The 23,873-nt window shown below is 73.5% G+C and carries 21 protein-coding genes; 12 read left to right on the top strand and 9 right to left on the bottom strand.

The features are described 5' to 3' along the window. The first annotated feature begins 9 nt into the window (after positions 1-9). The gene (locus ACLJN9_RS11245) at positions 10-1,440 is read left to right on the top strand and encodes an RNB domain-containing ribonuclease (protein WP_410811122.1); all 1,431 of its coding nucleotides are present in this window, start codon (positions 10-12) and stop codon (positions 1,438-1,440) included. Between the two features lie 142 nt (positions 1,441-1,582). Continuing rightward, positions 1,583-2,281 carry an NADPH-dependent F420 reductase gene (npdG, locus tag ACLJN9_RS11240; RefSeq protein ID WP_410811121.1) on the top strand — a complete coding sequence of 233 codons (699 nt, stop codon included), beginning with the start codon at positions 1,583-1,585 and terminating at the stop codon, positions 2,279-2,281. Positions 2,282-2,433: 152 nt separating this feature from the next. Here the strand turns inward: npdG and panB are convergent, their stop codons facing one another. Continuing rightward, positions 2,434-3,279, bottom strand: coding sequence for a 3-methyl-2-oxobutanoate hydroxymethyltransferase (panB, locus tag ACLJN9_RS11235; RefSeq protein WP_410811120.1), 846 nt, complete (start codon positions 3,277-3,279; stop codon positions 2,434-2,436). A 203-nt stretch (positions 3,280-3,482) separates the two neighbouring features. Further along, a complete protein-coding gene (locus tag ACLJN9_RS11230; RefSeq protein WP_410811119.1) occupies positions 3,483-5,240 on the bottom strand; it encodes an NAD+ synthase in 1,758 nt (585 codons plus the stop codon). Between the two features lie 259 nt (positions 5,241-5,499). On the opposite strand from ACLJN9_RS11230, the gene glnA (ACLJN9_RS11225) reads away from it, so the two are divergent. The 4 genes from glnA (ACLJN9_RS11225) to ACLJN9_RS11210 all read left to right on the top strand — a co-directional run bounded on the left by glnA (ACLJN9_RS11225) (position 5,500) and on the right by ACLJN9_RS11210 (position 8,644). Further along, positions 5,500-6,849 (top strand): type I glutamate--ammonia ligase, encoded by a 1,350-nt coding sequence (gene glnA, locus ACLJN9_RS11225; RefSeq protein WP_410811117.1) that lies wholly within the window; start codon positions 5,500-5,502, stop codon positions 6,847-6,849. Positions 6,850-6,948: 99 nt separating this feature from the next. Then, positions 6,949-7,374 carry a DUF350 domain-containing protein gene (locus ACLJN9_RS11220; RefSeq protein ID WP_410811115.1) on the top strand — a complete coding sequence of 142 codons (426 nt, stop codon included), beginning with the start codon at positions 6,949-6,951 and terminating at the stop codon, positions 7,372-7,374. Between the two features lie 36 nt (positions 7,375-7,410). Beyond that, entirely contained in the window at positions 7,411-8,103 is a 693-nt protein-coding gene (locus ACLJN9_RS11215) for a helix-turn-helix transcriptional regulator (protein WP_410811114.1), read from the top strand. 163 nt (positions 8,104-8,266) lie between these two features. Then, positions 8,267-8,644: a VOC family protein gene (locus tag ACLJN9_RS11210; RefSeq protein WP_410811113.1), complete on the top strand. Its 378-nt coding sequence runs from the start codon at positions 8,267-8,269 to the stop codon at positions 8,642-8,644. A gap of 54 nt (positions 8,645-8,698) precedes the next feature. On the opposite strand, the gene ACLJN9_RS11205 is transcribed toward ACLJN9_RS11210, so the two are convergent. Together ACLJN9_RS11205 and ACLJN9_RS11200 are read right to left on the bottom strand one after the other, a co-directional pair. Continuing rightward, positions 8,699-9,157: a hypothetical protein gene (locus tag ACLJN9_RS11205; RefSeq protein WP_410811445.1), complete on the bottom strand. Its 459-nt coding sequence runs from the start codon at positions 9,155-9,157 to the stop codon at positions 8,699-8,701. A gap of 154 nt (positions 9,158-9,311) precedes the next feature. Continuing rightward, entirely contained in the window at positions 9,312-10,247 is a 936-nt protein-coding gene (locus ACLJN9_RS11200) for an LD-carboxypeptidase (protein WP_410811112.1), read from the bottom strand. Between the two features lie 130 nt (positions 10,248-10,377). Here ACLJN9_RS11200 and ACLJN9_RS11195 point away from each other — a divergent pair, with 130 nt between their 5' ends. Next, the gene (locus ACLJN9_RS11195) at positions 10,378-11,145 is read left to right on the top strand and encodes a type 1 glutamine amidotransferase (protein ID WP_410811111.1); all 768 of its coding nucleotides are present in this window, start codon (positions 10,378-10,380) and stop codon (positions 11,143-11,145) included. Next, positions 11,145-14,228, top strand: coding sequence for a bifunctional [glutamine synthetase] adenylyltransferase/[glutamine synthetase]-adenylyl-L-tyrosine phosphorylase (locus ACLJN9_RS11190; protein WP_410811110.1), 3,084 nt, complete (start codon positions 11,145-11,147; stop codon positions 14,226-14,228). Before ACLJN9_RS11195 ends, ACLJN9_RS11190 begins: the two co-directional genes overlap by 1 nt. A gap of 6 nt (positions 14,229-14,234) precedes the next feature. Here the strand turns inward: ACLJN9_RS11190 and ACLJN9_RS11185 are convergent, their stop codons facing one another. Continuing rightward, positions 14,235-15,857, bottom strand: coding sequence for a hypothetical protein (locus ACLJN9_RS11185; protein ID WP_410811109.1), 1,623 nt, complete (start codon positions 15,855-15,857; stop codon positions 14,235-14,237). A gap of 44 nt (positions 15,858-15,901) precedes the next feature. Between ACLJN9_RS11185 and mptB (ACLJN9_RS11180) the strand changes: the two genes are divergently transcribed. Together mptB (ACLJN9_RS11180) and mptB (ACLJN9_RS11175) are read left to right on the top strand one after the other, a co-directional pair. Continuing rightward, entirely contained in the window at positions 15,902-17,302 is a 1,401-nt protein-coding gene (gene mptB / locus ACLJN9_RS11180) for a polyprenol phosphomannose-dependent alpha 1,6 mannosyltransferase MptB (protein WP_410811108.1), read from the top strand. A gap of 14 nt (positions 17,303-17,316) precedes the next feature. Next, the gene (mptB, locus tag ACLJN9_RS11175) at positions 17,317-18,804 is read left to right on the top strand and encodes a polyprenol phosphomannose-dependent alpha 1,6 mannosyltransferase MptB (RefSeq protein ID WP_410811107.1); all 1,488 of its coding nucleotides are present in this window, start codon (positions 17,317-17,319) and stop codon (positions 18,802-18,804) included. 194 nt (positions 18,805-18,998) lie between these two features. On the opposite strand, the gene ACLJN9_RS11170 is transcribed toward mptB (ACLJN9_RS11175), so the two are convergent. The 3 genes from ACLJN9_RS11170 to glnA (ACLJN9_RS11160) form a co-directional block, all read right to left on the bottom strand. Further along, a complete protein-coding gene (locus ACLJN9_RS11170) occupies positions 18,999-19,976 on the bottom strand; it encodes a hypothetical protein (RefSeq protein ID WP_410811106.1) in 978 nt (325 codons plus the stop codon). Next, positions 19,973-20,338, bottom strand: a complete 366-nt coding sequence (locus ACLJN9_RS11165; protein WP_410811105.1) for a PadR family transcriptional regulator — start codon at positions 20,336-20,338, stop codon at positions 19,973-19,975. Before ACLJN9_RS11165 ends, ACLJN9_RS11170 begins: the two co-directional genes overlap by 4 nt. A 107-nt stretch (positions 20,339-20,445) precedes the next feature. After that, entirely contained in the window at positions 20,446-21,870 is a 1,425-nt protein-coding gene (glnA, locus tag ACLJN9_RS11160) for a type I glutamate--ammonia ligase (RefSeq protein ID WP_410811104.1), read from the bottom strand. A gap of 262 nt (positions 21,871-22,132) precedes the next feature. On the opposite strand from glnA (ACLJN9_RS11160), the gene ACLJN9_RS11155 reads away from it, so the two are divergent. Then, entirely contained in the window at positions 22,133-22,531 is a 399-nt protein-coding gene (locus tag ACLJN9_RS11155; RefSeq protein WP_410811103.1) for an RDD family protein, read from the top strand. 255 nt (positions 22,532-22,786) lie between these two features. On the opposite strand, the gene ACLJN9_RS11150 is transcribed toward ACLJN9_RS11155, so the two are convergent. Next, positions 22,787-23,473, bottom strand: coding sequence for a DUF4191 domain-containing protein (locus ACLJN9_RS11150; protein ID WP_410811101.1), 687 nt, complete (start codon positions 23,471-23,473; stop codon positions 22,787-22,789). A 180-nt stretch (positions 23,474-23,653) separates the two neighbouring features. Here ACLJN9_RS11150 and ACLJN9_RS11145 point away from each other — a divergent pair, with 180 nt between their 5' ends. Next, a complete protein-coding gene (locus tag ACLJN9_RS11145) occupies positions 23,654-23,851 on the top strand; it encodes a hypothetical protein (RefSeq protein WP_410811100.1) in 198 nt (65 codons plus the stop codon). The last annotated feature ends 22 nt before the right edge of the window (positions 23,852-23,873 follow it).

Genomic DNA, 23,873 nt, shown 5'->3' with positions numbered 1-23,873 from the left:
GATTGACTCGTGGTCATCCGACGCGTACTCGCGCCCCGCATCGACTTCGGCGCGCTGCGCCGCGAGCTCGGCCTGCCCGAGACCTTTCCGACCGACGCTCAGCGCGAGGCCGACGAGGCGGCCGCCGCACCGCCGCAGCCGCCCGTCGACCGCACCGACATACCCTTCGTCACGGTCGATCCGGCCTCGTCCCGCGACCTGGACCAGGCGATGCACCTCGCCCGCCGCCCGGGTGGCGGCTACCGGGTGCGGTACGCGATCGCCGACGTCGCGGCGCACGTCCGGCCGGGCGGCGCGCTGGAGGCGGAGACCTGGCGGCGAGGGCAGACCATCTACCTGCCCGACGGAAACGTGCCGCTGCATCCGCGGACGCTCAGCGAGGGTGCGGCCAGCCTGTTGCCCGACGACGACCGGGCCGCGGTGATCTGGACCATCGACCTGGACGCCGACGGTGCCACCGTGGCCGTCGAGTTGGAACGCGCCCTGGTGCGCAGCCGGGCCAAACTCGACTACACCGGGGTGCAGGCGGCAGCCGACGCCGGGTCGCTGCCGGACCCGATCGAGCTACTGCCCGAGATCGGCGACCGGCTGACTGCCCGAGGGTTGCGTCGCGGCGCCATCAACCTGCCGCTGCCGGAGCAGGATCTGGAGCCCGACGGCGAGGGGTGGCGGCTGGTGCTGCGCGCGCCGGCGCTCATGGAGGAGCACAACGCGCAGATCTCCCTGCTGACCGGCATGGCCGCCGCCGACATCATGCTGGCCGGCCGGGTCGGCGTGCTGCGGACCATGCCGGCGCCGAAACCGGAGGCGGTGCAGCGGCTGCGGGCCGCCGCCGCGCCGCTGGGCGTGCACTGGCCGGACGGCGTCGGCCCGGGCCAGGTGATCGCCGGTCTCGACGCCGCCCAACCGCGCGCCGCCGCGTTCATCGACCAAGCGGCCGAACTGATGCGCGGTGCCGCGTACACCGCCTTCGACGGAGCGCCGCCGGAGCATCCGGAGCACGGCGGGGTTGCAGCGGCGTACGCCCACGTCACGGCGCCGCTGCGGCGCCTGGCCGACCGGTACGCCACCGAGGTCTGCCTGGCCCTGCACGCGGGCCGGCCGGTGCCCGACTGGGCCCGCGCCGCGCTGCCACGGCTGCCCGAGGTGATGGCGAGCACCGACCGGACCGCCTCGGCGGCCGCGCGGGGCGCCGTCGACCTGGCCGAGGCGGTACTGCTGGCGCCCCGGGTGGGCGAGACCTTCGACGCGGCCGTGCTGGACGTGGACGCCCCACCCAACGGCCGCTCCCGTCCCCGACCGCCCGGCGGCACGGTCGCGCTGGACGCCCCGCCGGTACGCGGCCGCTGCCTCGGCCAACTGCCGCTCGGTGAACGGGTCCGGGTCCGACTTGTCACGGCTGACCCGACCGCCCGCACGGTGCTGTTCGAGGTGGCCTGACTGCCGAGACCCGCCGCGCGCTCTGGCTCGTTGCCGGTTCTGGCCCGCCGCGCGCTGTGGCTCGTTGCCGGTTCTGGCCCGCCGCGCGCTGTGGCTCGTTGCCGGCTCTGCCCCGCCGCCGGCGGTTTGCGAGGATGAGCCCATGGCATACGACGCGAGCACGCTGCCCGACGTGTCCGGGCTGACGGTCGGCATCATCGGCGGCACCGGCGACCAGGGGCGGGGCCTCGCCTACCGGTTCGGGCGGGCCGGCCAGGCGGTGCTGATCGGCTCCCGGTCGGCTGAACGGGCCGCCGAGTCCGCGGCCGAGATCGCCGCCCTGCCCCGGATGCCTGCCGACGTCGACGTCACCGGCGCGGCCAACGACGAGGTGGCCCGACGGAGCGATGTGGTGATCATCGCGGTGCCGTGGGACGGACACGCCGCCACCGTCGCCGCCCTCGCCGAGCCTCTCGCCGGCACGATCGTCGTCGACTGTGTCAACCCGCTCGGCTTCGACAAGCAGGGCCCGTACGCGCTGACCGTCGCCGAGGGCAGCGCCGTGCAGCAGGCCGCGGCGTTACTGCCCGACTCCCGGGTCTGCGCGGCGTTCAACCACGTCAGTGCCCCGCTGCTGGCCAACCCCGAGATCGACCGGATCGACCTGGACGTGTTGATCTGCACCGAGGACCGCGAACTGGTCGACGTGGTCGGCGCGCTCGCCGCCCGGATCCCCGGAATGCGCGGCATCTATGCCGGCCGGCTACGCAACGCCCACCAGGTCGAGGCGTTCACCGCCAACCTGATCGCCGTCAACAAGCGCTACAAGGCACACGCCGGCATCCGCGTCACCGACATCTGAGCCCCGCCCCGCGCCGCCCCACCCCACCGCGCCGCGCCGGCCCACCGCGCCGCCCCACCGCGCCGCCGCGTGATGATCGCGCTCGATCCTGGAAAGAGGCCCCTCCTCGTTGCGGGAGGCCACTACATCCTGGATCGAGCGCGATCATGGGCCTAGAAGGTGTGTTCGGCGGCCGGGAACTCGCCGCCGCGGACCTCGTCGGCGAAACGGCGGGTGGCGTCGGTGAGGGCGCCCGCCAGGTCCGCGTACCGCTTGACGAAGCGTGGTGCCCTGCCGGTGCGCAGCCCGGCCATGTCCTGCCAGACCAGCACCTGCGCGTCGGTGTCCGGGCCGGCGCCGATGCCCACGGTGGGGATCGGCAGTTCGTGGGTGATCCGCTTGGCGACCTCGCCGGGCACCATCTCCAGCACCACCGCGAACGCGCCCGCCTCCGTCACCGCCCGGGCGTCGGCGAGCACCTCGTCGGCCGCGTCGCCCCGGCCCTGAACGCGGTAGCCGCCCAGGGTGTGCTCGCTCTGCGGGGTGAAGCCGATGTGCGCCATCACCGGAATGCCGGCGCCGACGATCGCGGCGATCTGCGCGGCGCAGCGGCGGCCACCCTCCAGCTTCACCGCGTGGCAGCCACCCTCCTTCATGAACCGGACGGCGGTGCGCAGCGCCTGGGCCGGACCCTCCTCGTACGAGCCGAACGGCAGGTCACCGACGATCAGTGCCTGCCGGGTCGCCCGCACCACGGCCCGTACCAGCGGGAGCAGCTCCTCGGCGGTGACCGGCAGGGTCGTCTCGTAGCCGAACACGTTGTTGGCGGCCGAGTCGCCGACCAGCAGCACCGGCACGCCGGCCTGGTCGAAGATCGACGCGGTGTACTGGTCGTACGAGGTGAGCATCGGCCACCGTTCGCCGCGCTCCTTGGCGGCCACCAGGTCGCGGGTGCGGACCCGTCGTGTTGCCGGACCGCCGTACAGCGCGGTCACCTCGTTCGGCGTGGACTCCACCATCTCCGTCTCCTTCCTCGAGGCCGCCTGCGCGGTCCCCGGGTTCCCCGGGATCGTCGCACCGCGGGACGGGGTGACGGCAGAGCCCAGTGCAAGATGTCACTCCACCACCGCGAGGCCACCGCGAGGCCGCCGCGAGGCCGCCGCGAGGCCGCCGCGAGGCGGTGCCGGGCCGTGCCACCGACCCGACACCCCGGGTGTACGGCTCAGCCGTGCTCCCGCCACCGGTTGGTGATCGGCAGCCGGCGGTCCCGGCCGAACGCCTTCATCGAGATCTTCGTGCCCGGAGCGGACTGCCGCCGCTTGTACTCGGCGGTATCCACCAGCCGCAGCACCTTGTCCACCACCGCCGGGTCGTGGCCCGACTCGACAAGCCCGTCCCGGCCCAGGTCACCGTCGACGTAGCCGATCAGGATCGGGTCCAGTACGTCGTAGTCGGGCAGGGTGTCACTGTCGAGCTGGCCCGGGCTCAGCTCGGCGCTCGGCGGCTTGCCGATCGAGTTCTCCGGGATCGGCGGGGTCTCGCCGCGCCGGGCCGCGTCGGCGTTGCGCCATGTGGCCAGCCGCCAGATCAGCGTCTTCCACACGTCCTTGACCGGGTTGAAGCCGCCCACCGAGTCGCCGTACAGCGTGGAGTAGCCGACCGCCAGCTCGCTCTTGTTGCCGGTGGTCAGCACGAGGTGGCCCTCCTGGTTCGACAGCGCCATCAGGATCACGCCGCGGACCCGGGCCTGCAGGTTCTCCACCGCCACCCCGGACAACGACAGGTTGGCCAGGAACCCGTCCACCATCGGTTGGATCGGCTCGATGCGGTAGTCCAGCCCGGTGCGCTTGGCCATGTCCTCGGCGTCCTCCCGGGAGTGCTCCGAGGAGTGCTGGCTCGGCAGCGACACCCCGACCACCCGGTCCGGGCCGAGCGCGTCGACGGCCAGCGCGGCCACCACCGCCGAGTCGATGCCGCCGGAGAGGCCGAGCACCACCGACGGGAACCGGTTCTTGTTCACGTAGTCGCGCAGGCCGAGGACCAGCGCGTGCCACACCTCGGCCTCGTCGGCCACCGGCTCGATCAGCCCGCCGGTGGCGGCCGGGCCGGGCGGCGTGGGCGGGATGCCGTCCAGGGTGCGGTGCACCACCCGCATGCCGTCCGCGACGGTCTCACCGGCCGGTGGCGCGGCGGCGGCCGGCAGCTCGATGTCGTGGACGAGCAGGTGCTCGACGAACTGCGGGGCGCGCGCCAGCACCTCGCCGTCGGCGGTCACGATCATCGAGTCGCCCTCGAAGACCAGCTCGTCCTGCCCGCCGATCATGTTGACGTACGCGACGGCGGCGCCCGCCTCGGCGGCCCGCCGGCGGACCAGCGGCAACCGGATGTCGTCCTTGTTCAGCTCGTACGGCGAGCCGTTGATGTTGACCACCAGGGCCACCCCGGCCTGGCGGGCGGCGGTGAACGGGCCACCGGCCTGCCACAGGTCCTCGCAGATGGTCAGCGCGACGTCCACCCCGCCGATCCGCACGACGGTCAGCTCGTCGCCGGAGACGAAGTAGCGGTCCTCGTCGAAGACGCCGTAGTTGGGCAGGTGGTGCTTGAAGTAGCGGGCGACGACGGCGCCCCGGTGCAGCAGGGCGGCGGCGTTGCGGGCGCCTCGGCCCTGCTCGGCGTCCCCGCTGACCTGGGGTGGCCCGTCCGCGTCCAGGTAGCCGACGACCACCGGCAGCTCACCGAGGCCGTCGCCGGCGAGGTCGGCGGCGAGCTGCTCCAGGGCGGCGCGGGACGCGGCGACGAACGAGCGCCGGAAGACCAGGTCCTCGACCGGGTATCCGGTCAGCATCATCTCCGGAAAGAGCACCAACTGGGCGCCGGCGTCGAAGGCCTGGCGGGTCCGGCTGCGGACCAGGTCGGCGTTGCCGGCGAGGTCGCCGACGCTCGGGTTGACCTGGGACAGGGCGAGACGCAGGGTGGGCATGTCCTCATTTTGCCCCAGCCCGTCGGGGCGGACACGGTGCCGGCGGGAGACGGCCGCCACGCGTGCGGCCGGACCGCCGCCGGTCGATGGGCCGGCGCTCCGGGCCGGCTCCCGGCCCACCGGTCGGCACCTGGACGGGCAGAGCGGGACGGCGGCCGGGCGTTGGCGTAACGTCGGCGTAACCGGACCCGTGGAGACTGGTCGGTCAGGCCGGGCCGGCCCGGCAGGCGACGGCAAACAGGTGTTGCGAGGGGTGGAAGTGGACCGTCAGCAGGAGTTCGTCCTCCGTACGCTGGAAGAGCGGGACATCCGGTTCGTCCGGCTGTGGTTCACCGACGTGCTGGGCACACTCAAGAGCGTCTCGGTGGCGCCCGCCGAGCTGGAGGCGGCCTTCGAGGAGGGCATCGGTTTCGACGGCTCGGCGATCGAGGGCTTCGCCCGGGTCTTCGAATCGGACATGGTGGCCATGCCCGACCCGACGACCTTCCAGGTCTTCCCGTTCGAGGGTGGGGTCAGCGGCGAGAGCGCCCGGATGTTCTGCGACATCCTGCTGCCCGACGGAGGGCCGTCCTGGGCCGACCCCCGGCACGTGCTGCGCCGCGCGCTGTCCAAGGCCGCCGAGAAGGGTTTCACCTTCTACACCCACCCTGAGATCGAGTTCTTCCTGCTGGAGAACGGCCCGCAGGACGGCTCGGTGCCCGTTCCGGTCGACACCGGCGGCTACTTCGAGCACACCACGCACGCCGTGGCCCGGGACTTCCGCCGACAGGGCGTGCTGGCGCTGGAGCGGATCGGCATCTCGGTGGAGTTCAGCCACCACGAGGTCGCGCCCGGCCAGCAGGAGATCGACCTGCGGTACGCCGACGCGCTCACCACCGCCGACAACATCATGACCTTCCGGCACGTGGTCAAGGAGGTGGCGCTGTCCACCGGTGTGCAGGCCAGCTTCATGCCGAAGCCGTTCACCGACCAGCCGGGCAGCGGCATGCACACCCACCTGTCGCTGTTCGAGGGGGAGCGCAACGCCTTCCACGACGCCGGTGACCCGATGAAGCTCTCCAAGGTGGCGAAGTCGTTCATCGCCGGCCTGCTCGTGCACGCCCGGGAGTACACGGCGGTCACCAACCAGTGGGTCAACTCGTACAAGCGGCTCTTTCCGCAGGCGTTGCCCGACCGGATCACCGAGAGCCCGGCGTACGTCTGCTGGGGTCACCTGAACCGTTCCGCGCTGGTCCGGGTGCCCGCGTACGGCAAGCCCAACTCGGCCCGCGTGGAGGTCCGCTCACTGGACTCGGCGGCGAACCCGTACCTGGCCTTCGCGGTGCTGCTCGGTGCCGGGCTGAAGGGCATCGAGGAGGGCTACGAGCTGCCTCCGGGCGCCGAGGACGACGTGTGGTCGCTGACCAGCGCCGAGCGGCGCGCGATGGGATACGAGGCGCTGCCGGAGAACCTCGCCGAGGCGATCGACGTGATGGCCGGTTCCGAGCTGGTCGCCGAGGTGCTGGGCGAGCACGTCTTCGACTTCTTCCTGCGCAACAAGCGGGCCGAGTGGGAGCAGTACCGCCGCGAGGTCACCCCGTACGAGCGGCAGCGTTACCTGGCGCTCTAGCCGCGCCCCGCGCGGGGGGCTGACGCGGTTGCGCGCTGCCGCTATCGTCTCGATCACCGCGGCCGGTACCCCTCCGGTCGGAGACTCGGGAGGCAGTCGGTGCTGGAGGATCTGCTCAGCGGTGCCTGGCAGAGCGTCGTGTTCGGGATCATCGGCGTGGGGCTGATGGCGGCCGGCTTCGTGCTGGTCGACCTGCTCACGCCGGGCCGGTTGCGGGAGCTGATCTGGGTGCAGCGCAACGCCAACGCGGGGCTGCTGCTGGCCGCCAACCAGCTCGGCATCGCCGGGATCGTCTTCACCGCGATCCTCACCAGCTACAGCGACTTCGGCAGGGGGCTCGCCTCCACGGTGGTGTTCGGGATCGTCGGGTTGGCAATCATGGCGCTGGCCTTCTTCGTGCTCGACCTGCTCACCCCGGGCAAGCTTGGCGAGATCATCTGCTCGGACGAGCCGCACCCGGCGGCCCGGGTCAGCGCCGCCACCCACTTCGGGGCCGCACTGATCGTCTGCGCCTGCATCGCCTGAGCGCGGTGGTCGTACCCCGGCCGTAGCGTGCGGGGCATGAACCGCACGGACCGCCTCTACGCCCTGGTCGAGGAGTTGCGCGCCGTGTCACCGCGGCCGCGCAGTGCCCGCTGGCTGGCGGGGCGCTTCGAGGTCAGCAGCCGCACCATCGAGCGTGACCTCGGCGCGTTGCAGGAGGCCGGGGTGCCGATCTGGGCGGAGCCGGGGCGCACGGGCGGCTACGTGCTGGACCGCGCCCACACCCTGCCTCCGGTCAACCTGACGCCTGGCGAGGCGGTGGCGATGGCCGTCGCGTTGCACCGGCTCGCCGGCACGCCGTTCGCCGGGCCGGGCACCACCGCGCTGCGCAAGCTGGTGGCGGTGCTGCCGGCCGCCGACGCCGCCGAGGCGCACCGGCTCGCCGGCCGCGTGCACCTGATCGGCGACGGGCCGGCCACGCCCGTCCCGGCCACCGTCGCCGACGCGGTCACCGCGCGGCGGGTGCTGCGCATCGGGTACGCCGACCGCGACGGCGCCGATTCGGTACGCGACGTCGAGCCGCTCGGCTACCTCGGCAACTCTCGACACTGGTACCTGCTCGCCTGGTGCCGGCTCCGCAACGAGCTGCGCTGCTTCCGTACCGACCGGATCCGGAGCGTCCGGGCGCTGCCCGACGTGGTGACCCGCGAGTTGCGTCCCGCCGACCTGGACATTCCGCGCGAGCGGGTCCAATCGCTGAGCCTGGTCTGAGAACCATCGCCGCGGCACCCGCGGGCCGGCATCGGCGGGCACGACCCAGCCGACACCAATTCCCGTCGTCCGATCAGGAAACACCGACAGGACGGTGTCGCGGGCGACGCCGAGACTGCTCCAGACGACGGCCGACCGGCCGGCACGAAACTGGAGGCAGCAGATGTCCACGACGCCCATCACCTGGTTCGAGATCGGCACCGACCGGCCGGAGGAGGCGGAGCGCTTCTACGGCGAGCTGTTCGGCTGGGCCTTCGAGGAGCAGGGCTCCGCCGACGGTGGGTCCTACCGGGTGACCGGGGCCGGTGGTGACACCGGGATCGGCGGTGCGATCCGGGCGACCGACGGGACGTCGCCGAACTACGCGGTGTTCTATGCCGAGGTCGCCGACGTGACGGAGACCTGCCGGCGGGCCGAGGCGGCTGGCGGCAAGGTGCTGGTGGCGGCGCGTACGGCACCGAGCGGGCTCACGTTGGCTCACCTGCTCGACCCGGCCGGCAACCACCTCGGCGTGTTCACGCCCCCGCCGGCCGCCTCCTGAGCCCGACGGCCTGCCCGGTCACGGCCCCGCCCGCCCGGGCGGGGCCGCCGGCGATCACTGTCCGGGTGTACCCGGGGTGGTGCCGTGACCGCCCGGCCCGCGGTGGCCGCCGGGACCGGGGAAGACGCCGGCGTCGACGGCCTTGGTGATGGCGTCGGCCTGCTCCTGGGTGAGCTTGCCGTCCTTGACCGCCTGGTCCAGCCGCTGCTTGAGCGCGGCTTGCCGGTCCTCGCCGGACGGCCGCTGCGGCCGGTCGGCGCGGTGCTGCTCACGGACCTTGTCGAGTGCTGCGGTCACCTTGTCGGTGGGCACGCCCAGCTCCTTGGCGAGCGCCTCGGCGAACTCGCCCTGGCGGTCGGCCTTCGCCCCGGGAGCCGCGGCGGTGCTGGTGCTCGGTGTCGGTGTCGGCGTGTCCGAGGCGAACGCGATCGTCGGGGCCGCGATCCCCACGCCGAGGACGCCGGCGGTGGCCAGGCCGGCCAGCAGGTGCTTCCTGCGGATGGTGCGGGACATGCTGTCCTCCAGAGACTCGGTCATCGTGCGATGTCGTCACCGACAGTGACGGGGGAGTCTGGGCGCAACCCATGGCGACCCTGTCAGCGAGCTGACAATCGAGGCCGGCGAGCGGCAAGATCGGTTTCGGCCTCGATCATCTGGACGGGGTGGGTTACCGGACCGCGGGGGCTGCTGTCAGCGTGCCGGCGTCGGCGTCGAGGGTTGCCCGCGTGCCGACCGGAACGGTGAGTTGGCCGGGGCCGTGGCCGATCGGCAGGCCGCCGAGCACCGGTACGCCGAGGTCGCCGAGGCGTTCGGTGAGCACGTCGACGATCGTGGTGTCCCATCCGTCGCCGCAGTCGGTGAACTGTCCGACCGCCACCCCGGCCAGCCCCTGCAGCGCACCGGCCCGGCGGAGCTGGGTGAGCATCCGGTCGACCTTGTACAGGGGTTCCTGCACGTCCTCGACCAACAGCACCGCCCCGGTCAGGTCGGGCAGGTCCGGCGTGCCGATCGAGGCGGCGATCATGCACAGGTTGCCGCCGAGCAGGGTGCCGGTGGCGCGACCCGGGACGCGTACGCCGAAGGTGTCCTCGGACGGCACGGCGGTGACCGACACCGGCTCGGTCGTCATCAGCGCCGCGTGCAGGGACTCGGCGGAACGCAGCGGGGTGCGCTCGTCCCGCCAGGCGGCCCCCGGGCCGTGCACGCCGGCCAGCCGGGCGCCCCGCCAGAGCGCGAACTGCAGCGCGGTGATGTCGGAGAAGCCAGCCACCACCTTCGGATCGCGGCGGACGGCGGTCATGTCGAGGGCGTCCACGATCCGCTGGGCGCCGTACCCTCCCCGGGTGCAGATCACCCCGCGGACCTGCGGGTCGGCGAACGCCGCGTTCAGGTCGGCGGCCCGCAGGTCGTCGGTGCCGGCGAGGTAGCCGTGTCGGGCGTACGCGTTCGGTGCCGGCACCGGACGCAGGCCCCAAGCGACGAGCAACTCCATGCCCCGGGCCACCCGCTCCGGCGAGGTCGGCCCGGACGGCGACACCAGCAGCACCGTGTCGCCCGGGCGCAGCACGGGCGGGCGGACGACAGCCGAGTCCTCGCTGATCACAACCGCAGAGCCTAACGACCCGCCGGATCCATCCCCGGCGCACCGTGCAGCCTCCCGGCGGCGGGACGAGGGAGGCGCGGGACTGTGGCGGGGCGTGGCGTCACCCGGTGCACCGGCTAGCCTCGACGTCGTGGCAACCGCGCTGGTGATCGAGAACGACCCGACGGACGACCTGCGACGACTGGGTGAGTGGCTGACCGAGGCCGGGCTGGAACTGTGGGTGGTCCGCCCGCACGCCGGCGACGAACTCCCCGCCGACCTGGAGGGGTACGCGGCGCTCGTGGTCCTCGGCGGCGAGCAGCAGGCGTACCCGCTGCCCGACGGCTCACCCGGCGCGCCCTGGTTTCCCGCCGTGGAAGGGCTGTTACGCAAGGCCGTCCGCTACCGGGTGCCCACACTGGCCGTCTGCCTGGGCGCGCAACTGCTCGCCACCGCTCACGCCGGGCTGGTCGAACGCAGCCCGTCCGGGCCGGAGGTCGGCCCCGGCGTGGTCGGCAAGCGAGACGCCGCCGACGGCGATCCGCTGTTCCGCTACGTGCCGCTGATCCCGGACGTGCTCCAGTGGCACTCCGACGAGATCACCGAGCTGCCCCGGGGGGCCACCCTGCTGGCCGCGTCCACCCGCTACCCGCACCAGGCGTTCCGGCTCGGCGACCGGGCCTGGGGGCTGCAGTTCCACATCGAGTGCGACACCGCCATGATCGCCGACTGGGCGACCGACTCGTCTCTCCTCGCCGAGCTGGGCTACGACCCGGAGCTGGTGGTCGCGGCCTGCGCCTCGGTGCTGGTCGACGTCGAGGAGGTCTGGCAACCGTTCGCCGCCCGGTTCGCGGCGCTGGCGCTCGGTGAGCTGGACGACAGCACGATGCGGCGTGGCCTGCCGCTGCTCGGGCACTGATGAGCCGGCCGACCAGGGCGCCGGGCCGGCTCGCCCGGTACGGCTTCGGCACCGCCGACGGCGACGGCGGCGCCCGCGCGGCCGACCTGCTCGGCCCGGACGGGCTGCGGCTGTGGCGGCCGGTCGAGCAGGAACCGGTCGACGAGCTGGCCGCCGACCTGCTCGCGGCGCTGTCCCGGGCCGCCGACCCGGATCTGGCGCTGCGTCAGCTGCACCGCATCGTGGATGCCGAAAGCCGGACGACCAGGGCCGTGGAGGCCGAACGCCGGACGACCAGGCGTGTGGTGCCCGGCGGGGGCGGCGCCACGACCGGCACCGCCGCCTCGCCACTGCTGGCGGCGCTGCACGCCGACCCCGGGTTGCGGCGGCGGCTGATCGCCGTGCTCGGTGCCTCGGCGGCGCTCGGGGACCATCTGGTGGCCCACCCCGAGCACACCGCCGCGCTTCGTACCGCCCCGGACGGGCTCGCGCCGAGCGCCGAGGGCAGATTGGAACCGTCCGGCGACGGCAACCCGGTGGCGGTGCTGCGGAGCGCGTACCGGCTGGCCCTGTTGCGGATCGCGGCGGCGGACCTGACCGGCGGGCGCGGCCTGGAGCAGACCATGGCGGCGCTCTCCGCACTGGCCGACGCGACGCTGGCCGCGGCGTACGAGATCGCCGTCGCCGAGCTGCCGGAGGGCACCGCGCGGCCCCGGCTGGCCGTGGTGGCGATGGGCAAGAGCGGCGGCGGCGAGCTGAACTACGTCTCCGACGTGGACGTGATCTTCGTGGCGGCCGAGGACGCCGACCTGGCCGCCGGCACCACGGTGGCGACCCAGCTGATCCACATCTGCGGGCTGGTCGCGTGGCCGGTGGATGCCGCGCTGCGCCCGGAGGGCAGTCGCGGCCCGTTGGTGCGGACGCTCGCCAGCCACCTGGCCTACTACCGGCGGTGGGCGCGCACCTGGGAGTTCCAGGCGCTGCTCAAGGCCCGTCCGGCCGCCGGCGACCTGGCGGTGGCACAGGAGTGGATCGACCAGCTCGCGCCGCTGGTCTGGCGGGCGGCCGAACGGCCCGAGGCGGTCGAAGACGTCCGCGCCATGCGGCGCCGGATCATCGACCACATCCCGCCGAAGGAGCTGGAGCGAGAGATTAAGCGCGGCCCCGGCGGTCTGCGCGACATCGAGTTCGCCGTTCAGCTGCTGCAACTGGTGCACGGCCGGGGCGACGAGACGCTGCGGGCAGCCGGCACCATCCCGGCGCTGCGCGCGCTGGTGACGGGCGGATATGTCGGTCGCGCCGACGGTGAGGCACTGCTGCGCGGCTACCGCTTCCTGCGCGGCGTCGAGCACCGGCTCCAGTTGCAGGGCCTGCGTCGCACCCACACGGTGCCCGCCGAGCCGGCCGCGCTGCGCTGGCTCGCCGCCGCGCTGGGCTACGCGGCCACACCGGGGCGCAGCGCCGTGGAGAGCTTCCGGGCCGACTGGGTCACCCATGCCACCGAGGTACGCCGACTGCACGCCAAGCTGCTGTACCGGCCGCTGCTGGAGTCGGTGGCCCGGGTGCCCGCCGACGGTCTGCGGCTGACCCCGGAGGCGGCCCGGCACCGACTGGAGATCCTCGGCTTCGCCGACCCGGCCGGGGCGCTGCGCCACCTCCAGGCCCTCACCGGCGGGGTGAGCCGCACGGCGGCCATTCAGCGGACCCTGCTGCCGGTGCTGCTCAGCGAGTTCGCCGACGCGCCCGAGCCGGACCGGGGGCTGCTCAACTACCGGCAGGTCTCCGACAAGCTGGGCAGCACCCCCTGGTACCTGCGACTGCTGCGCGACGGCGGCCCGGTCGCCCGGCGGCTGGCCCGGGTCCTCGCCCTGTCCCGGTACGTCGCCGACATGCTCGCCCGGGACCCGGAGGCGCTGCGTCTGCTGGCCGAGGAGAACGAGCTGGTACCGCGTCCACGTGAGGTGCTCCGGGAAGGTTTTCTCGCGGCGGCGGCCCGGCACAGCGACCCGGTCGAGGCCACCCGGGCGGTGCGCGCGTTGCGTCGCCGGGAGCTGGTCCGGGTGGCCTGCGCCGACCTGCTGTGCCGGGCCGGCTCCCTCGCACCCACCCCCACCCGTACGGACGGCGGCGCCCGGAAGGCCCCCGCACTGTGTGACATCACCGGCGTCGGCACGGCGCTGGCCGGCATCACCGACGCCACCCTGGCCGCCGCGCTGCGGTCCGCCCGGGCCAGCCAGTCGGCACCGCCGGGGCTCCGGTTCGCGGTGATCGGCATGGGCCGGCTCGGCGGGTACGAGTCGAATTACCTCTCCGACGCCGACGTCCTGTTCGTCTACGACCCACCGGCCGGAAGCAACGAGAGCGCGGCCAGCGCCGCCGCGCACGCGATCGCCGAAGAGCTGCGCCGGCTGCTCGGCATGCCCGCGCCCGACCCACCGCTCGGCGTCGACGCCGACCTGCGCCCCGAGGGCCGGCAGGGTCCCTTGGTCCGCAGCCTCGCCGCGTACGCGCAGTACTACGCCCGCTGGTCCCGCGTGTGGGAGGCGCAGGCGCTGCTACGGGCGCGGTTCGTCTGCGGCGACGCCGACCTGGGCGCCGAGTTCGAGGTGATGATCGACCCGGTGCGCTATCCGGTCGACGGGCTCTCGCGGGAGCAGATCATCGAGATCCGGCGGATCAAGGCCCGGGTGGAGACCGAGCGGCTGCCGCGCGGCGCCGACCCGGCCACCCACACCAAGCTGGGTCGCGGCGGGCTGGCGGATGTCGAGTGGGCGGTGCAGACCGTCCAGCTCCGGCACGCCGGCGAGGTCCCGGCGCTGCGCGGCACGCGTACCCTCGACGCTCTCGCGGCCGCCGCCGACGCCGGCCTGATCGACCCGGCGGACGCCGCGGAGATGGCCGACGGCTGGTCCCTGGCGGCGCGGGTCCGCAACGCGTTGATGCTGGTCCGCGGCCGGGCCGGTGACCAGTTGCCCCGGCACGGGGTGGAGCTGGCCGCGGTGGTCCGGCTGCTCGGCCGGCACGACCCGGGGGAGTTCCTCGACGAGTACCTGCGGACCGGGCGCCGCTCCCGCGCCGCCGCCCAGCGGGTGCTGGAGACGTAGGGCGGGTCAGCTGCCGAGCGTGTACTCGCCGGGGCGGGGGACCGTGACGGTGGTCCAGTTCCCGTCGGCGGCGACCGTGGCGTCACCGGAGGCTCGCAGCCAGCGGCTGTGGCGGACCCGGACCATCACCGGACCGGCGGTCGAGACGCGGAACGTCACCGCCACGCCGTCGGCGCGGACCAGTTCGGCGGGAGCGGCCACCAAGGGCGTCGGGTCGGCCACCGCCCACACGCGCCAGTGCGCGCCGGACCAGACGGGCGTCAGGTACGGCACCCCGCTCTCGAGCACCTCCGCCTCGGCCCGCCCCACCCAGGACAGCGGCGCGTCCGGCAGCGCCACGAACTGCACGGCGTTGTCGGCCAGCCAGGCCCGGTAGCTGGACGGGGTCAGCGGCACGCCGGTGCCGGCCGCTCCCGGCACGGTCCGGAAGAACAGCGGGTTGCGGTCGATGTCGGCCTGCCGCAGCCAACCCCGGGCCAGCGGCACCTCGCCCAGCCGGGCCGCCTCCCAGTAGTTGCGGGTCGGCGGCACCTCCACCCGCCCGGTGAGCCGCTGCCCGGCCAGGAACGCGCGCAGCGGCGCGTGGTAGCCCGGCGCGCTGGTCGGATCGTCGATGCTGCGCAGGTCGGCGGGGACCACCGGTGGCTGCCAGGCGCAGACCGCCACCAGGAGCGCGGCCAGGCCGACCCCTGACAACCGTTTCGATGTCGCGGCGCTGGCCAGGGGGGCCGGCCGGCGGGCCAGCCGGGCGGAGAGCCAGGTCGGCGGGCGGGCGGCGGCGGCCAGCACCGGCAGCGCGAACATCGTCGCCAGCCGGGTCGCGTTCAGGCCCACCGGTGTGTGGACCAGGGCAGCGGCGAGCACTCCGGCGGCGGAGAGCAGCGCGCCGGCCCGGACCGGTCGGTACGCGACCAGCGCGGCCACCACCAGGCTGGTCAGCACCGCGCGCAGCGCGTCGGTGTGGCTGATGTTCATCCAGCCGCCGTCACCGAAGAGCAGCGCGGTCGCGGCCAGCGGCACGGCCGCGGCGATCCCCAGCGCCAGGCCGTCGGCGTACCGGCGGGCCAGCAGCAGCGCGACACCGGCGAGGCCGACGAACAGGCCGGCCACCGGGCTGGTCGCCGAGGCCAGCAGCGCCCCGGCCGCCGCGAGCCCGAGCCTCCAACCCGGGGGTACGTCCCGACCGGCCCTTCGCTCGCGGGGTACGTCCCGACCGAGCGCAAGCAGCGCGGCCAGCCCGAACGCGACGCCGAGGGCATAGGTGACCCGCCCCGACACGAGGTTGCCGGCCAGCGTGACCACTCCGACCAGGCTGCCCAGCAGCGGCCGGGGCACCCCGCTGCGAACCAGCAACGCGGCCAGCGCGGCGGCCGACGCCAGCAGGGCCAGCACCCCGGTCGCCCGTACGCCGAGCAGCGCCATCACCGGCTGGGACACCAGGCTGTAGCCGAACTGCTGCACCCCGCCGTACCAGCGCAGGTCCACCGGGGTGGGGCCGTGAGCGGCGAAGAAGTCCGCCCGGGCCACCTGCGCGGCGAGATCCGAGCCCATCAGGGGCAGGGCCAGCCAGATCGCGCCGAGCACGATGGCGGCACCGGTGGACACCGCCACCACACGACTGCGTCGCATGCCCACCTCCCGACCGCGACCACCGTACTGGCAGCATGTCGGGCGTGCCTCACCACCTCGCGCGTTGGACCGGACTGGCGGGATCGGCGCTGCTCGCCGTCGCCGCGTTCCTCGGCGGTGCCCTGCCCGGCTCGCCCCTGCGCACCACCCCGGTCGGCATCTGGCAGGGGCCGGACGGTCCGCTGGTCCTCGTCGCCTGGCTGGTCGGCACCACGCTGCTGGCCGCCGCCTGGTGGGCACTGCGCGACAGGGTGCCGTCGACCCGCTGGGCGCTTGTCACCATCGGCCTGTGGCTGCTGCCGCTGCTTCTCGCGCCGCCGCTGGCCAGCCGCGACGTCTACGCGTACGCCTGCCAGGGCGCCAGCTACGCCGCCGGGATAAACCCGTACGAGCAGGGCGTCTCCGCGCTGCCCTGCCCCTGGCTGGACACCATCTCCTACATCTGGCGGGACACTCCCGCGCCGTACGGGCCGCTGTTCGTGGTGCTCTCCGGCGCGGTGGTCACCGCCACCGGGTCGCTGACCGGGGCCATCATCGTGTTCCGGCTGATCGCGGTGGCGGGGGTCGCGCTCACGGCGGTCAGCCTGCCGGTGCTGGCCAGGCGGGCCGGCGTACCGGCCGGTCGGGCGGTCTGGCTCACGCTGGCCTGCCCGCTGGTGGCCGTGCACCTGATCTCCGGCGCCCACAACGACGCCCTGATGGTCGGTCTGCTGGTCGCCGGGCTGGCCGTGGTGGCCTCCCGGCCGGGCCGCCCCGGGCCGCTGCTCGCCGGCGGGGTGCTGCTCGGGCTGGCCGCCTCGATCAAGGTGACCGCGCTGGTGGTGGTGCCGTTCGCGGCGCTGGTCGCGATCGTCGGCGGGTACTCGATCCGGGCGCTGATCCGGCACGGCGGCTGGGTGGTCGGGGGCGCGGTCGCCGTCGTGGTCGGGGTGACCTTCGCCGCCGGGCTGGACTTCGGCTGGGTGGGCGGGCTGGCGCGCGGCGGTGACGTCATCGCCTGGACGTCGCCGTCCACCGCGATCGGACAGACCGTCGGCTACCTGGTGGTGCCGTTCGGCGGGCACGTCGACGCGCTGCCGGTCACCCGGGCCATCGGCATGGCGGTGCTGGCGGTGCTGCTGATCTGGCTCTGGTGGCGGGCCCGCACCCGGGAGCCGCTGTGGCACGCCGGGTTGGCGCTGGCCGCAACGGTCGCCCTGGCACCGCTGTTCCACCCCTGGTACTGGATCTGGCCCCTGGCCGTGCTCGCGGCGACCGCCCGGCGGGCCGGATGGTTCACGGTGGTCGCCCTGATCTCGTCGTTCCTGGTGCTGCCGGACGGCACCGGGCTGCCCCGGTTCACCAAGTCTGTCGGGGCTCCGCTGATGACGCTGTTGGTGATCGTGCTGGTCATCAGGTTGGTACGGTCGGCTCGGGCGACCCGTCAGCCGGTCGCCGCCGACTGAGGGAAGGTGCGCCGGTGACCGCTCCCGGCGCCGCCGTCGCGCTCGGCCCGCGCGCCGCACGGTACGCCGGTCTGGCCGGAGCGGTCCTGCTCACCGTGGCCGGCTGTCTCGGCGGGGCACGGCCCGACGCCCCGCTGGGCGCGACGCCGGTCTCGATCTGGCGTTCCCCGGGCGGGCCGGCGACGCTGGGCTGCTGGCTGGTCGGCACGGCACTGCTGGTCGGTGCGTGGTGGTCCCTGCGCGCGGGTGCGCCGTCGACCCGCTGGGCGTACGCCACCGCAGGACTCTGGGCACTGCCGCTGCTGGTCGCGCCACCGCTGGGCAGCCGGGACGTCTACTCGTACGCCTGCCAGGGCTGGACGTACGCGCACGGCGTCGACCCGTACGCGGTACCGGTGGCCGCCGCGGGTTGCCCGTGGCTGGACACGGTGGCGCCGATCTGGCGGGACACCCCCGCACCGTACGGGCCGGTCTTCGTGCTGCTCGCGGCGCTCGCGGTCACACTCGGCGGCGGGCTCACCGGCACGGTCGTCCTGCTCCGGCTGATCGCCGTGGCAGGGCTGCTCTTGGCCGCGCTCTGCCTGCCCGCGCTGGCCCGGGCGGCCGGGGTGCCGACCCGCAGAGCCGTCTGGCTGGCGTTGGCCACTCCACTGGTCGGGGTGCACCTGGTGGCCGGAGCGCACAACGACGCCGTGATGCTGGGTCTGCTGCTGTGCGGGCTGCTGGTGGTGATCCGCCGGCCGGGCCGAGCGCCGGCGCTGCTGCTGGCCGGGGCACTGCTCGGGCTGGCGGGAACGGTGAAGGCCAGCGCGCTGGTGGTGGTGCCCTTCGCCGCGCTGGCCGCGGTGCGCGGCCGGTACACCGTTCGGGCGCTGCTGCGCGACGGTGGCCTGCTGGCCGGCGGGCTGGTGGCCGCTCTGCTGATCACCTCGGCGTCGTCCGGTCTCGGGCTCGGCTGGGTGGGCGGGCTGAGCCGCAGCGGCGACTCCGAGCAGTGGACGTCCCCGCCGACCGCGGTCGGCCTCGTGGTCGACTACGCCGGCGCGCTGGTCGGCCGGGATCCGGCAGCGGTGCCGGTGGCCCGCGCGACCGCGTTGCTGCTGCTCGTCGGGATTCTCGTGGTGCTCTGGTGGCGAGCCTGGCGGGTGCTGCGCGAATCGACCGGTGTGCGAGACCGGGCCGCCGGGACAGAGGCCCGGCGACCCCGGGTGGCGTTGGGTGGCGCGGCGACGGCGATGGCCGCGACGGTCGTCCTGTCCCCGGTCTTCCACCCCTGGTACGCCACCTGGGCCCTCGCGCTGCTCGCGCTCACCACCATCCGGACGGTGTGGTTCGCGCTGCCGGCTGCGGCCGCCGCGTTCCTCGCCCTGCCCGACGGCACCACCCTGGCCCGATTCGCCAAGGCCCCCGGCGCCCTGATCATGACCGCCCTGGTTCTGTTCCTGTCCCTCCGCCCGCTCTGCGCCCCCCGCGCGCCCCCCGCCCCGCCCGCGCTCCGGTGATCACGAGGTTCGCGGGCGACAAGCCGGGCGAAGCGCCCCGCTAGCCCCATGATCACCGGGGTTCAAGGGTCAAGATCGTGCTCGATCCTGGTTAGAGGGGGGTCGGAGGCCTGGGAGACCACTACATCCAGGATCGTGCACGATCTTGGCCTGCTTCAGCGCCTGCCAGCCTGATGATCCACTGGGCTGTGCGGTCAGGATTGGGCACCGCAGGTGGGGCAGGATTGGTGCGAGGTGGTGGAGGTCTGGCGGCTGCGGACGAGGAGGGTCAGGAGCAGTACGGCGGGGCCGGCGAGCGTGACAACGACGGTGGTCGCGGCCAGTGCTGCGAAGGTGACGACGCCGCGTTGCGGGTCGATGCCTGCGGCCAGGTCGGGCACCGCCAACAGTCCGGCGGGGGTGAGCAACGTGACGAGCGCCCAGTCGCCGCGAGCATCCCGGCCCATTGCCAGGCCCGCCGCCAGCAGTGCCGCGACGAGCAGCAGCAGCGCGCCGGCAGTGGGCCCCACAGCCGCCGTGGCGGCGCGCTCGTAACCAGCGCCGGCAGCCGACCCGATCAGGACCACCGTCGCCGCCACCGCCAAGAACGCGGCCAGCAGTGGCGCGAGGCGGGTTGCCGCAGAGGGCCGGTCGGGTAGGGCGAGCCCCAGTAGGCCCAGGGCGACCTGCGGCAGCAGCACGTACAGCGGCGGTCGGGGTGCGTCGAGCGCCGCGGCGGCCAACGGCAGGGCCAGCGTGACCAGGAGCGCGAGGGTGATGACCAGGCGAGCGACCCGGCCCGGTGCGACGGCAGTGGCGACGGCCGCCAGCAGCCAGGCCGCCCACGCGACGACACCGAGCGAGACGAACGGGCCGACGTGGGGGACCCCCCACTCGGCCGGTGCCGGATGAAGCTCCGCCAGGCCCCAGATGCCCGCGAGGGCGCTCGCGGTGACCATGGCCAGCAGCGCCGCGAGGCGTACCCCGGGCGCAAGGTCGGCCGCGCCGGCGGCCCGCAGCCGCTGGCGCAGGCCGCCGCGCACCAGGTCCGCGGCATCGGCCGGCGAGGGCCAGTGCCGGCCCGGACCGGCCATCTCCAGGTACGTCCCGACGATCTCCGCGCCGCGGGAGCGGCGGTAGTCGGCGGGGTACGCGCCAAGCAGGCGCAGGTAGCGGCGCTCCAGGTCGTTCATGCCAACCCCCCGGCGGTACGCGGGGTGAGCGGCCCGGCCGTGCGTGGGCGCCTGCGTAGCCGGGCGGTGGCGGCCTCGACGTTGCGGCGTAGGCGCTCGGTCTCGGCACTCAGGGTGGCGTCACCGGTGGGGGAGAGGCGGTAGTAGCGCCGGAGCCGGCTGTCGACCACCTCCTCCCGGTCGACCTCGACCAGGCCGGCGTCGACCAACCGGTCGAGCGCGCCGTAGAGGGTGCCGGGGCGCAGCGTCACCCGTCCGTCGGAGAGGGCGGCAACCTCGCCGATCAGCCCGTAGCCGTGCAGTGGCTCACCTGCGAGCGCGGTGAGGATGAGGAACGTGGGTTCCCGAAGGGGTGTGTCCATGGCCGTAATATAACGGACGCGAAGGTATGCCGCACCGACACGTGACACGCGAACGGGCCGACCCCGCGGATCGCGGAGCCGGCCCGGCCGGTGGAGCGGGTGACTGCTCAGCAGTCGAAGTACAGGGCGAACTCGTGCGGGGTCGGGCGCAGACGCACCGGGTCGACCTCGTTGGCCCGCTTCCAGTCCACCCAGGTGGAGATCAGGTCGGGGGTGAAGACGCCGCCGTCGAGCAGGTAGTCGTGGTCGGCCTCGAGCGAGTCGAGCACCGCCGGCAGCGAGCCCGGCACCTGCTTGACGTCGCCCCACTCCTCCGGCGGGAGGTCGTAGAGGTCCTTGTCGATCGGCGTCGGCGGCTCGATCTTGCTCTTGATGCCGTCCAGGCCGGCCATCATCATGGCGGAGAAGGCCAGGTAGACGTTGGCCGACGGGTCCGGAACCCGGAACTCGACGCGCTTGGCCTTCGGGTTGCTGCCGGTCACCGGGATGCGGGTGCAGGCGGAGCGGTTGCGCTGCGAGTAGACCAGGTTGACCGGCGCCTCGAAGCCCGGCACCAGGCGGCGGTACGAGTTGACCGTCGGGTTGGTGAAGGCCAGCAGCGACGGGGCGTGGTGCAGCAGGCCGCCGATGTACCAGCGGGCGGTGTCGGACAGGCCGGCGTAGCCCGTCTCGTCGTAGAACAGCGGCTCACCGCCCAGCCAGAGGCTCTGGTGGGTGTGCATGCCGGAGCCGTTGTCACCGAAGAGCGGCTTCGGCATGAAGGTGGCGGTCTTGCCGTTGGCCCAGGCCTCGTTCTTCACGATGTACTTGAAGAGTTGGAGCTGGTCCGCGGCGTGCAGCAGGGTGGAGAACCGGTAGTTGATCTCGGACTGGCCGGCGGTGCCCACCTCGTGGTGCGAGCGCTCCACGGTGAAGCCGGTGTCGACCAGCCGGCGCACGATCGAGTCGCGCAGGTCGGCGTAGTGGTCGACCGGCGGCACCGGGAAGTAGCCGCCCTTGTAGGCGGTCTTGTAGCCGCGGTTGCCGCCCGGCTCCTCGCGGCCGCTGTTCCACGCGCCCTCGATCGAGTCGATGTAGTAGAACGACTGGTGTGCCGAGGTCTCGTGGCGGATCGAGTCGAAGATGTAGAACTCCGCCTCGGCGCCGAAGTACGCCGTGTCGGCGATGCCGCTCGCGGCGAGGTACGCCTCGGCCTTCTTCGCCACGTTGCGCGGGTCGCGGGTGTACGCCTCGCGGGTGAACGGGTCGTGGACGAAGAAGTTCAGTGCGAGGGTCTTCTGCGCCCGGAACGGGTCGATGAACGCGGTGGCGACGTCCGGGAGCAGGAGCATGTCCGACTCGTGGATCGACTGGAAACCGCGGATCGACGAGCCGTCGAACGCCAGGCCGTCGGTGAAGAGGTCGTCGTTGACGGACTCGACCGGCAGGTTGAAGTGCTGCATCACACCGGGCAGGTCACAGAAGCGTACGTCGACGAACTTCACGTCCTCGTTCTTGAGGTATCGCTGCAGTTCCTCGGGATTGGCGAACACACGTCCTCCTGGCACGTCCACTGGGTGGCTAGGCTTCTGGCGACGCTATGGCCAGGCGGTTGCCCGGCCATGTCTTGAGTGTTTCTGCCGTGTTACGTCGCTCGCGGAGCGTCAGCGACGCTTCCCCGCCGCTCTCGGCCTGCCGCGAACGCTGTACCGACTGCGCCATTGTAATGACATCTGATGCGATAGGCCCGATTCGGCACAGGTCGCAGGATGGCACCCGGAAGCCGCCGTCCCGGCGCGGATACCCTTGACCGCTGTGACCAATCCGCACGCCCCGGCAGCGCCCGCCACCGACCCCACCTTCACCCCGCCGAGCCTCGGTCGGCGGTTCGGAGCGCTGATCATCGACTGGGTGCTCTGCCTGCTGGCGGCCAACATCTTCGCCGATCCGGTGCGCGACGGCTGGGCCCCGGTGCTGGTGCTGATCGTCGAGTACGGCATCTTCCTCGGCCTGTTCGCGCAGACACCGGGCATGTACGTCACGAAGGTCCGCTGCGTGCGCTGGGCCGACGGCGGCCGGATCGGGCTGCTGCGAGGGCTGCTCCGGGGCCTGCTGCTGGCCCTCGTCGTCCCCGCGCTGATCATGGACGAGCACCGCCGTGGCGTGCACGACCGCCTCACCGACTCGGTCGTCACCGACGCGCCCCGCGGCTGACCCCCGACCACGCAAAGGCGGCCGAGCCGGCCACCAACGACAAGAGCCGGACCCGCGCGGGTCCGGCTCTTCGCTGCGTACGCCCACGGGCGCACGCCGGTCCTGCTCCCGGCAAGATCGCGCTCGATCGCGGATGTAGTGGCGTCCCTGCGGCACGAGGGGACTACATCTTGGATCGAGCGCGATCTTGCCGGTGCGGAATGCGAAAGAGCCGGACCCGCGCGGGTCCGGCTCTTTCGCGGCGTACGCCGAGGGTCAGCGGCCCCGCGACTGGCGGGAGGCGCCCGGCGGCCGCATGTTCTTCGGGATCGCGCCCTTGGGCATCTGCGGCCGCGCGGTGAGCGCCTTGAGTCGCTTGTCCAGCGAGTTGACGTCCTTGCCGGAGAGCGCGCGGGGCAGTCGCAGCAGCGTCGTCCGCAGCTTGCGGATCGGCAGCTCGCCCTCGTCCTGCCCGATCACGTAGTCGTGCAGCGGAGCGGAGCCGATCACCTTGGACAGCCGCCGCTTCTCCTGCCCGAGCAGGCCACGCACCCGCTGCGGGTTGCCCTCGGCCAGCAGGATCACGCCCGCCCGGCCGATCACCAGGTGAACCATGTCCATCTGGGTGGTGGAGCTGACCGCCGGGGTCACCCGCCAGTCACCGCGCATGTTCTCCATGATCTGCGCCGCCGCGCCGGGTTGCCCCTCGGCGGCGTTCATCATCGCCTTGTTGGACCGTAGGTTCAGCACGATCAGCACCGCGAGCAGGGCGAACAGGATGCCCAGCGGCAGCCAGATCCAGCTCCAGAGGATCACCGCGACCACGGTGAGGGCGAGCGGGATGAGCACCGCGGCGGCGACCAGCGGGGCGAACCACCGGTCCTGCTTGGCGGTGAACTGAAACACCATCCCGATCTGCTTCAGCCGTTGGCCGAACGAGACCTTCTCCTGGGGCTTTGCCATGCCGCAGAGTCTAGTGGGCGCCGCCGACCCCGTTGATCCGCGTCCGGGTGCCGGCCGGCTGAGTACCTTACGTCGCCTCAGGCGTTCCCGGCGGGCGAGTAAGGAGGGTGCTGCCCGGGAAGATCAGGCGCGGTGCTCATGCCCGGTTGGGGCCTTCGCGCGAAGAGTCATGGTCAGCAGATGACGACGACCATGAAGGAGCCCGACATGTTCGGCAACGACGCGGAATTCCTGCTCTCCCTGCACCGCACCCACGCCGCCGAGTTGCGCGCCGAGGCGGCGACGGACCGGCTGGCCAGGTCGCTCACCCGGCGCGTCGGTCGTGGTTGGTTGGGTCGGCGCCAGCAGGCGGCCCGCAGCGACGACGTCCGCCGGTGACCGCGACCGCACCGCCAGCCGC

Origin of the sequence: Micromonospora sp. 067-2, from assembly GCF_046549295.1 — a bacterium.
Lineage (GTDB): Bacteria > Actinomycetota > Actinomycetes > Mycobacteriales > Micromonosporaceae > Micromonospora.
Note: the sequence above shows the minus strand (reverse complement) of the source record. Positions and strands in the feature narration are given on the sequence as shown.

Bases quoted from the DNA above. Each gene is read 5' to 3' on its own strand.
- ACLJN9_RS11150 (WP_410811101.1), bottom strand. From the start codon at position 23,473: ATGGCAAAGCCCCAGGAGAAGGTCTCGTTCGGCCAACGGCTGAAGCAG.
- ACLJN9_RS11215 (WP_410811114.1), top strand. From the start codon at position 7,411: ATGAACCGCACGGACCGCCTCTACGCCCTGGTCGAGGAGTTGCGCGCC.
- ACLJN9_RS11145 (WP_410811100.1), top strand. From the start codon at position 23,654: ATGACGACGACCATGAAGGAGCCCGACATGTTCGGCAACGACGCGGAA.
- ACLJN9_RS11230 (WP_410811119.1), bottom strand. From the start codon at position 5,240: ATGCCCACCCTGCGTCTCGCCCTGTCCCAGGTCAACCCGAGCGTCGGC.
- ACLJN9_RS11210 (WP_410811113.1), top strand. From the start codon at position 8,267: ATGTCCACGACGCCCATCACCTGGTTCGAGATCGGCACCGACCGGCCG.
- ACLJN9_RS11190 (WP_410811110.1), top strand. From the start codon at position 11,145: ATGAGCCGGCCGACCAGGGCGCCGGGCCGGCTCGCCCGGTACGGCTTC.
- ACLJN9_RS11165 (WP_410811105.1), bottom strand. From the start codon at position 20,338: ATGGACACACCCCTTCGGGAACCCACGTTCCTCATCCTCACCGCGCTC.
- panB (WP_410811120.1), bottom strand. From the start codon at position 3,279: ATGGTGGAGTCCACGCCGAACGAGGTGACCGCGCTGTACGGCGGTCCG.
- ACLJN9_RS11205 (WP_410811445.1), bottom strand. From the start codon at position 9,157: ATGTCCCGCACCATCCGCAGGAAGCACCTGCTGGCCGGCCTGGCCACC.
- npdG (WP_410811121.1), top strand. From the start codon at position 1,583: ATGGCATACGACGCGAGCACGCTGCCCGACGTGTCCGGGCTGACGGTC.
- ACLJN9_RS11185 (WP_410811109.1), bottom strand. From the start codon at position 15,857: ATGCGACGCAGTCGTGTGGTGGCGGTGTCCACCGGTGCCGCCATCGTG.
- ACLJN9_RS11170 (WP_410811106.1), bottom strand. From the start codon at position 19,976: ATGAACGACCTGGAGCGCCGCTACCTGCGCCTGCTTGGCGCGTACCCC.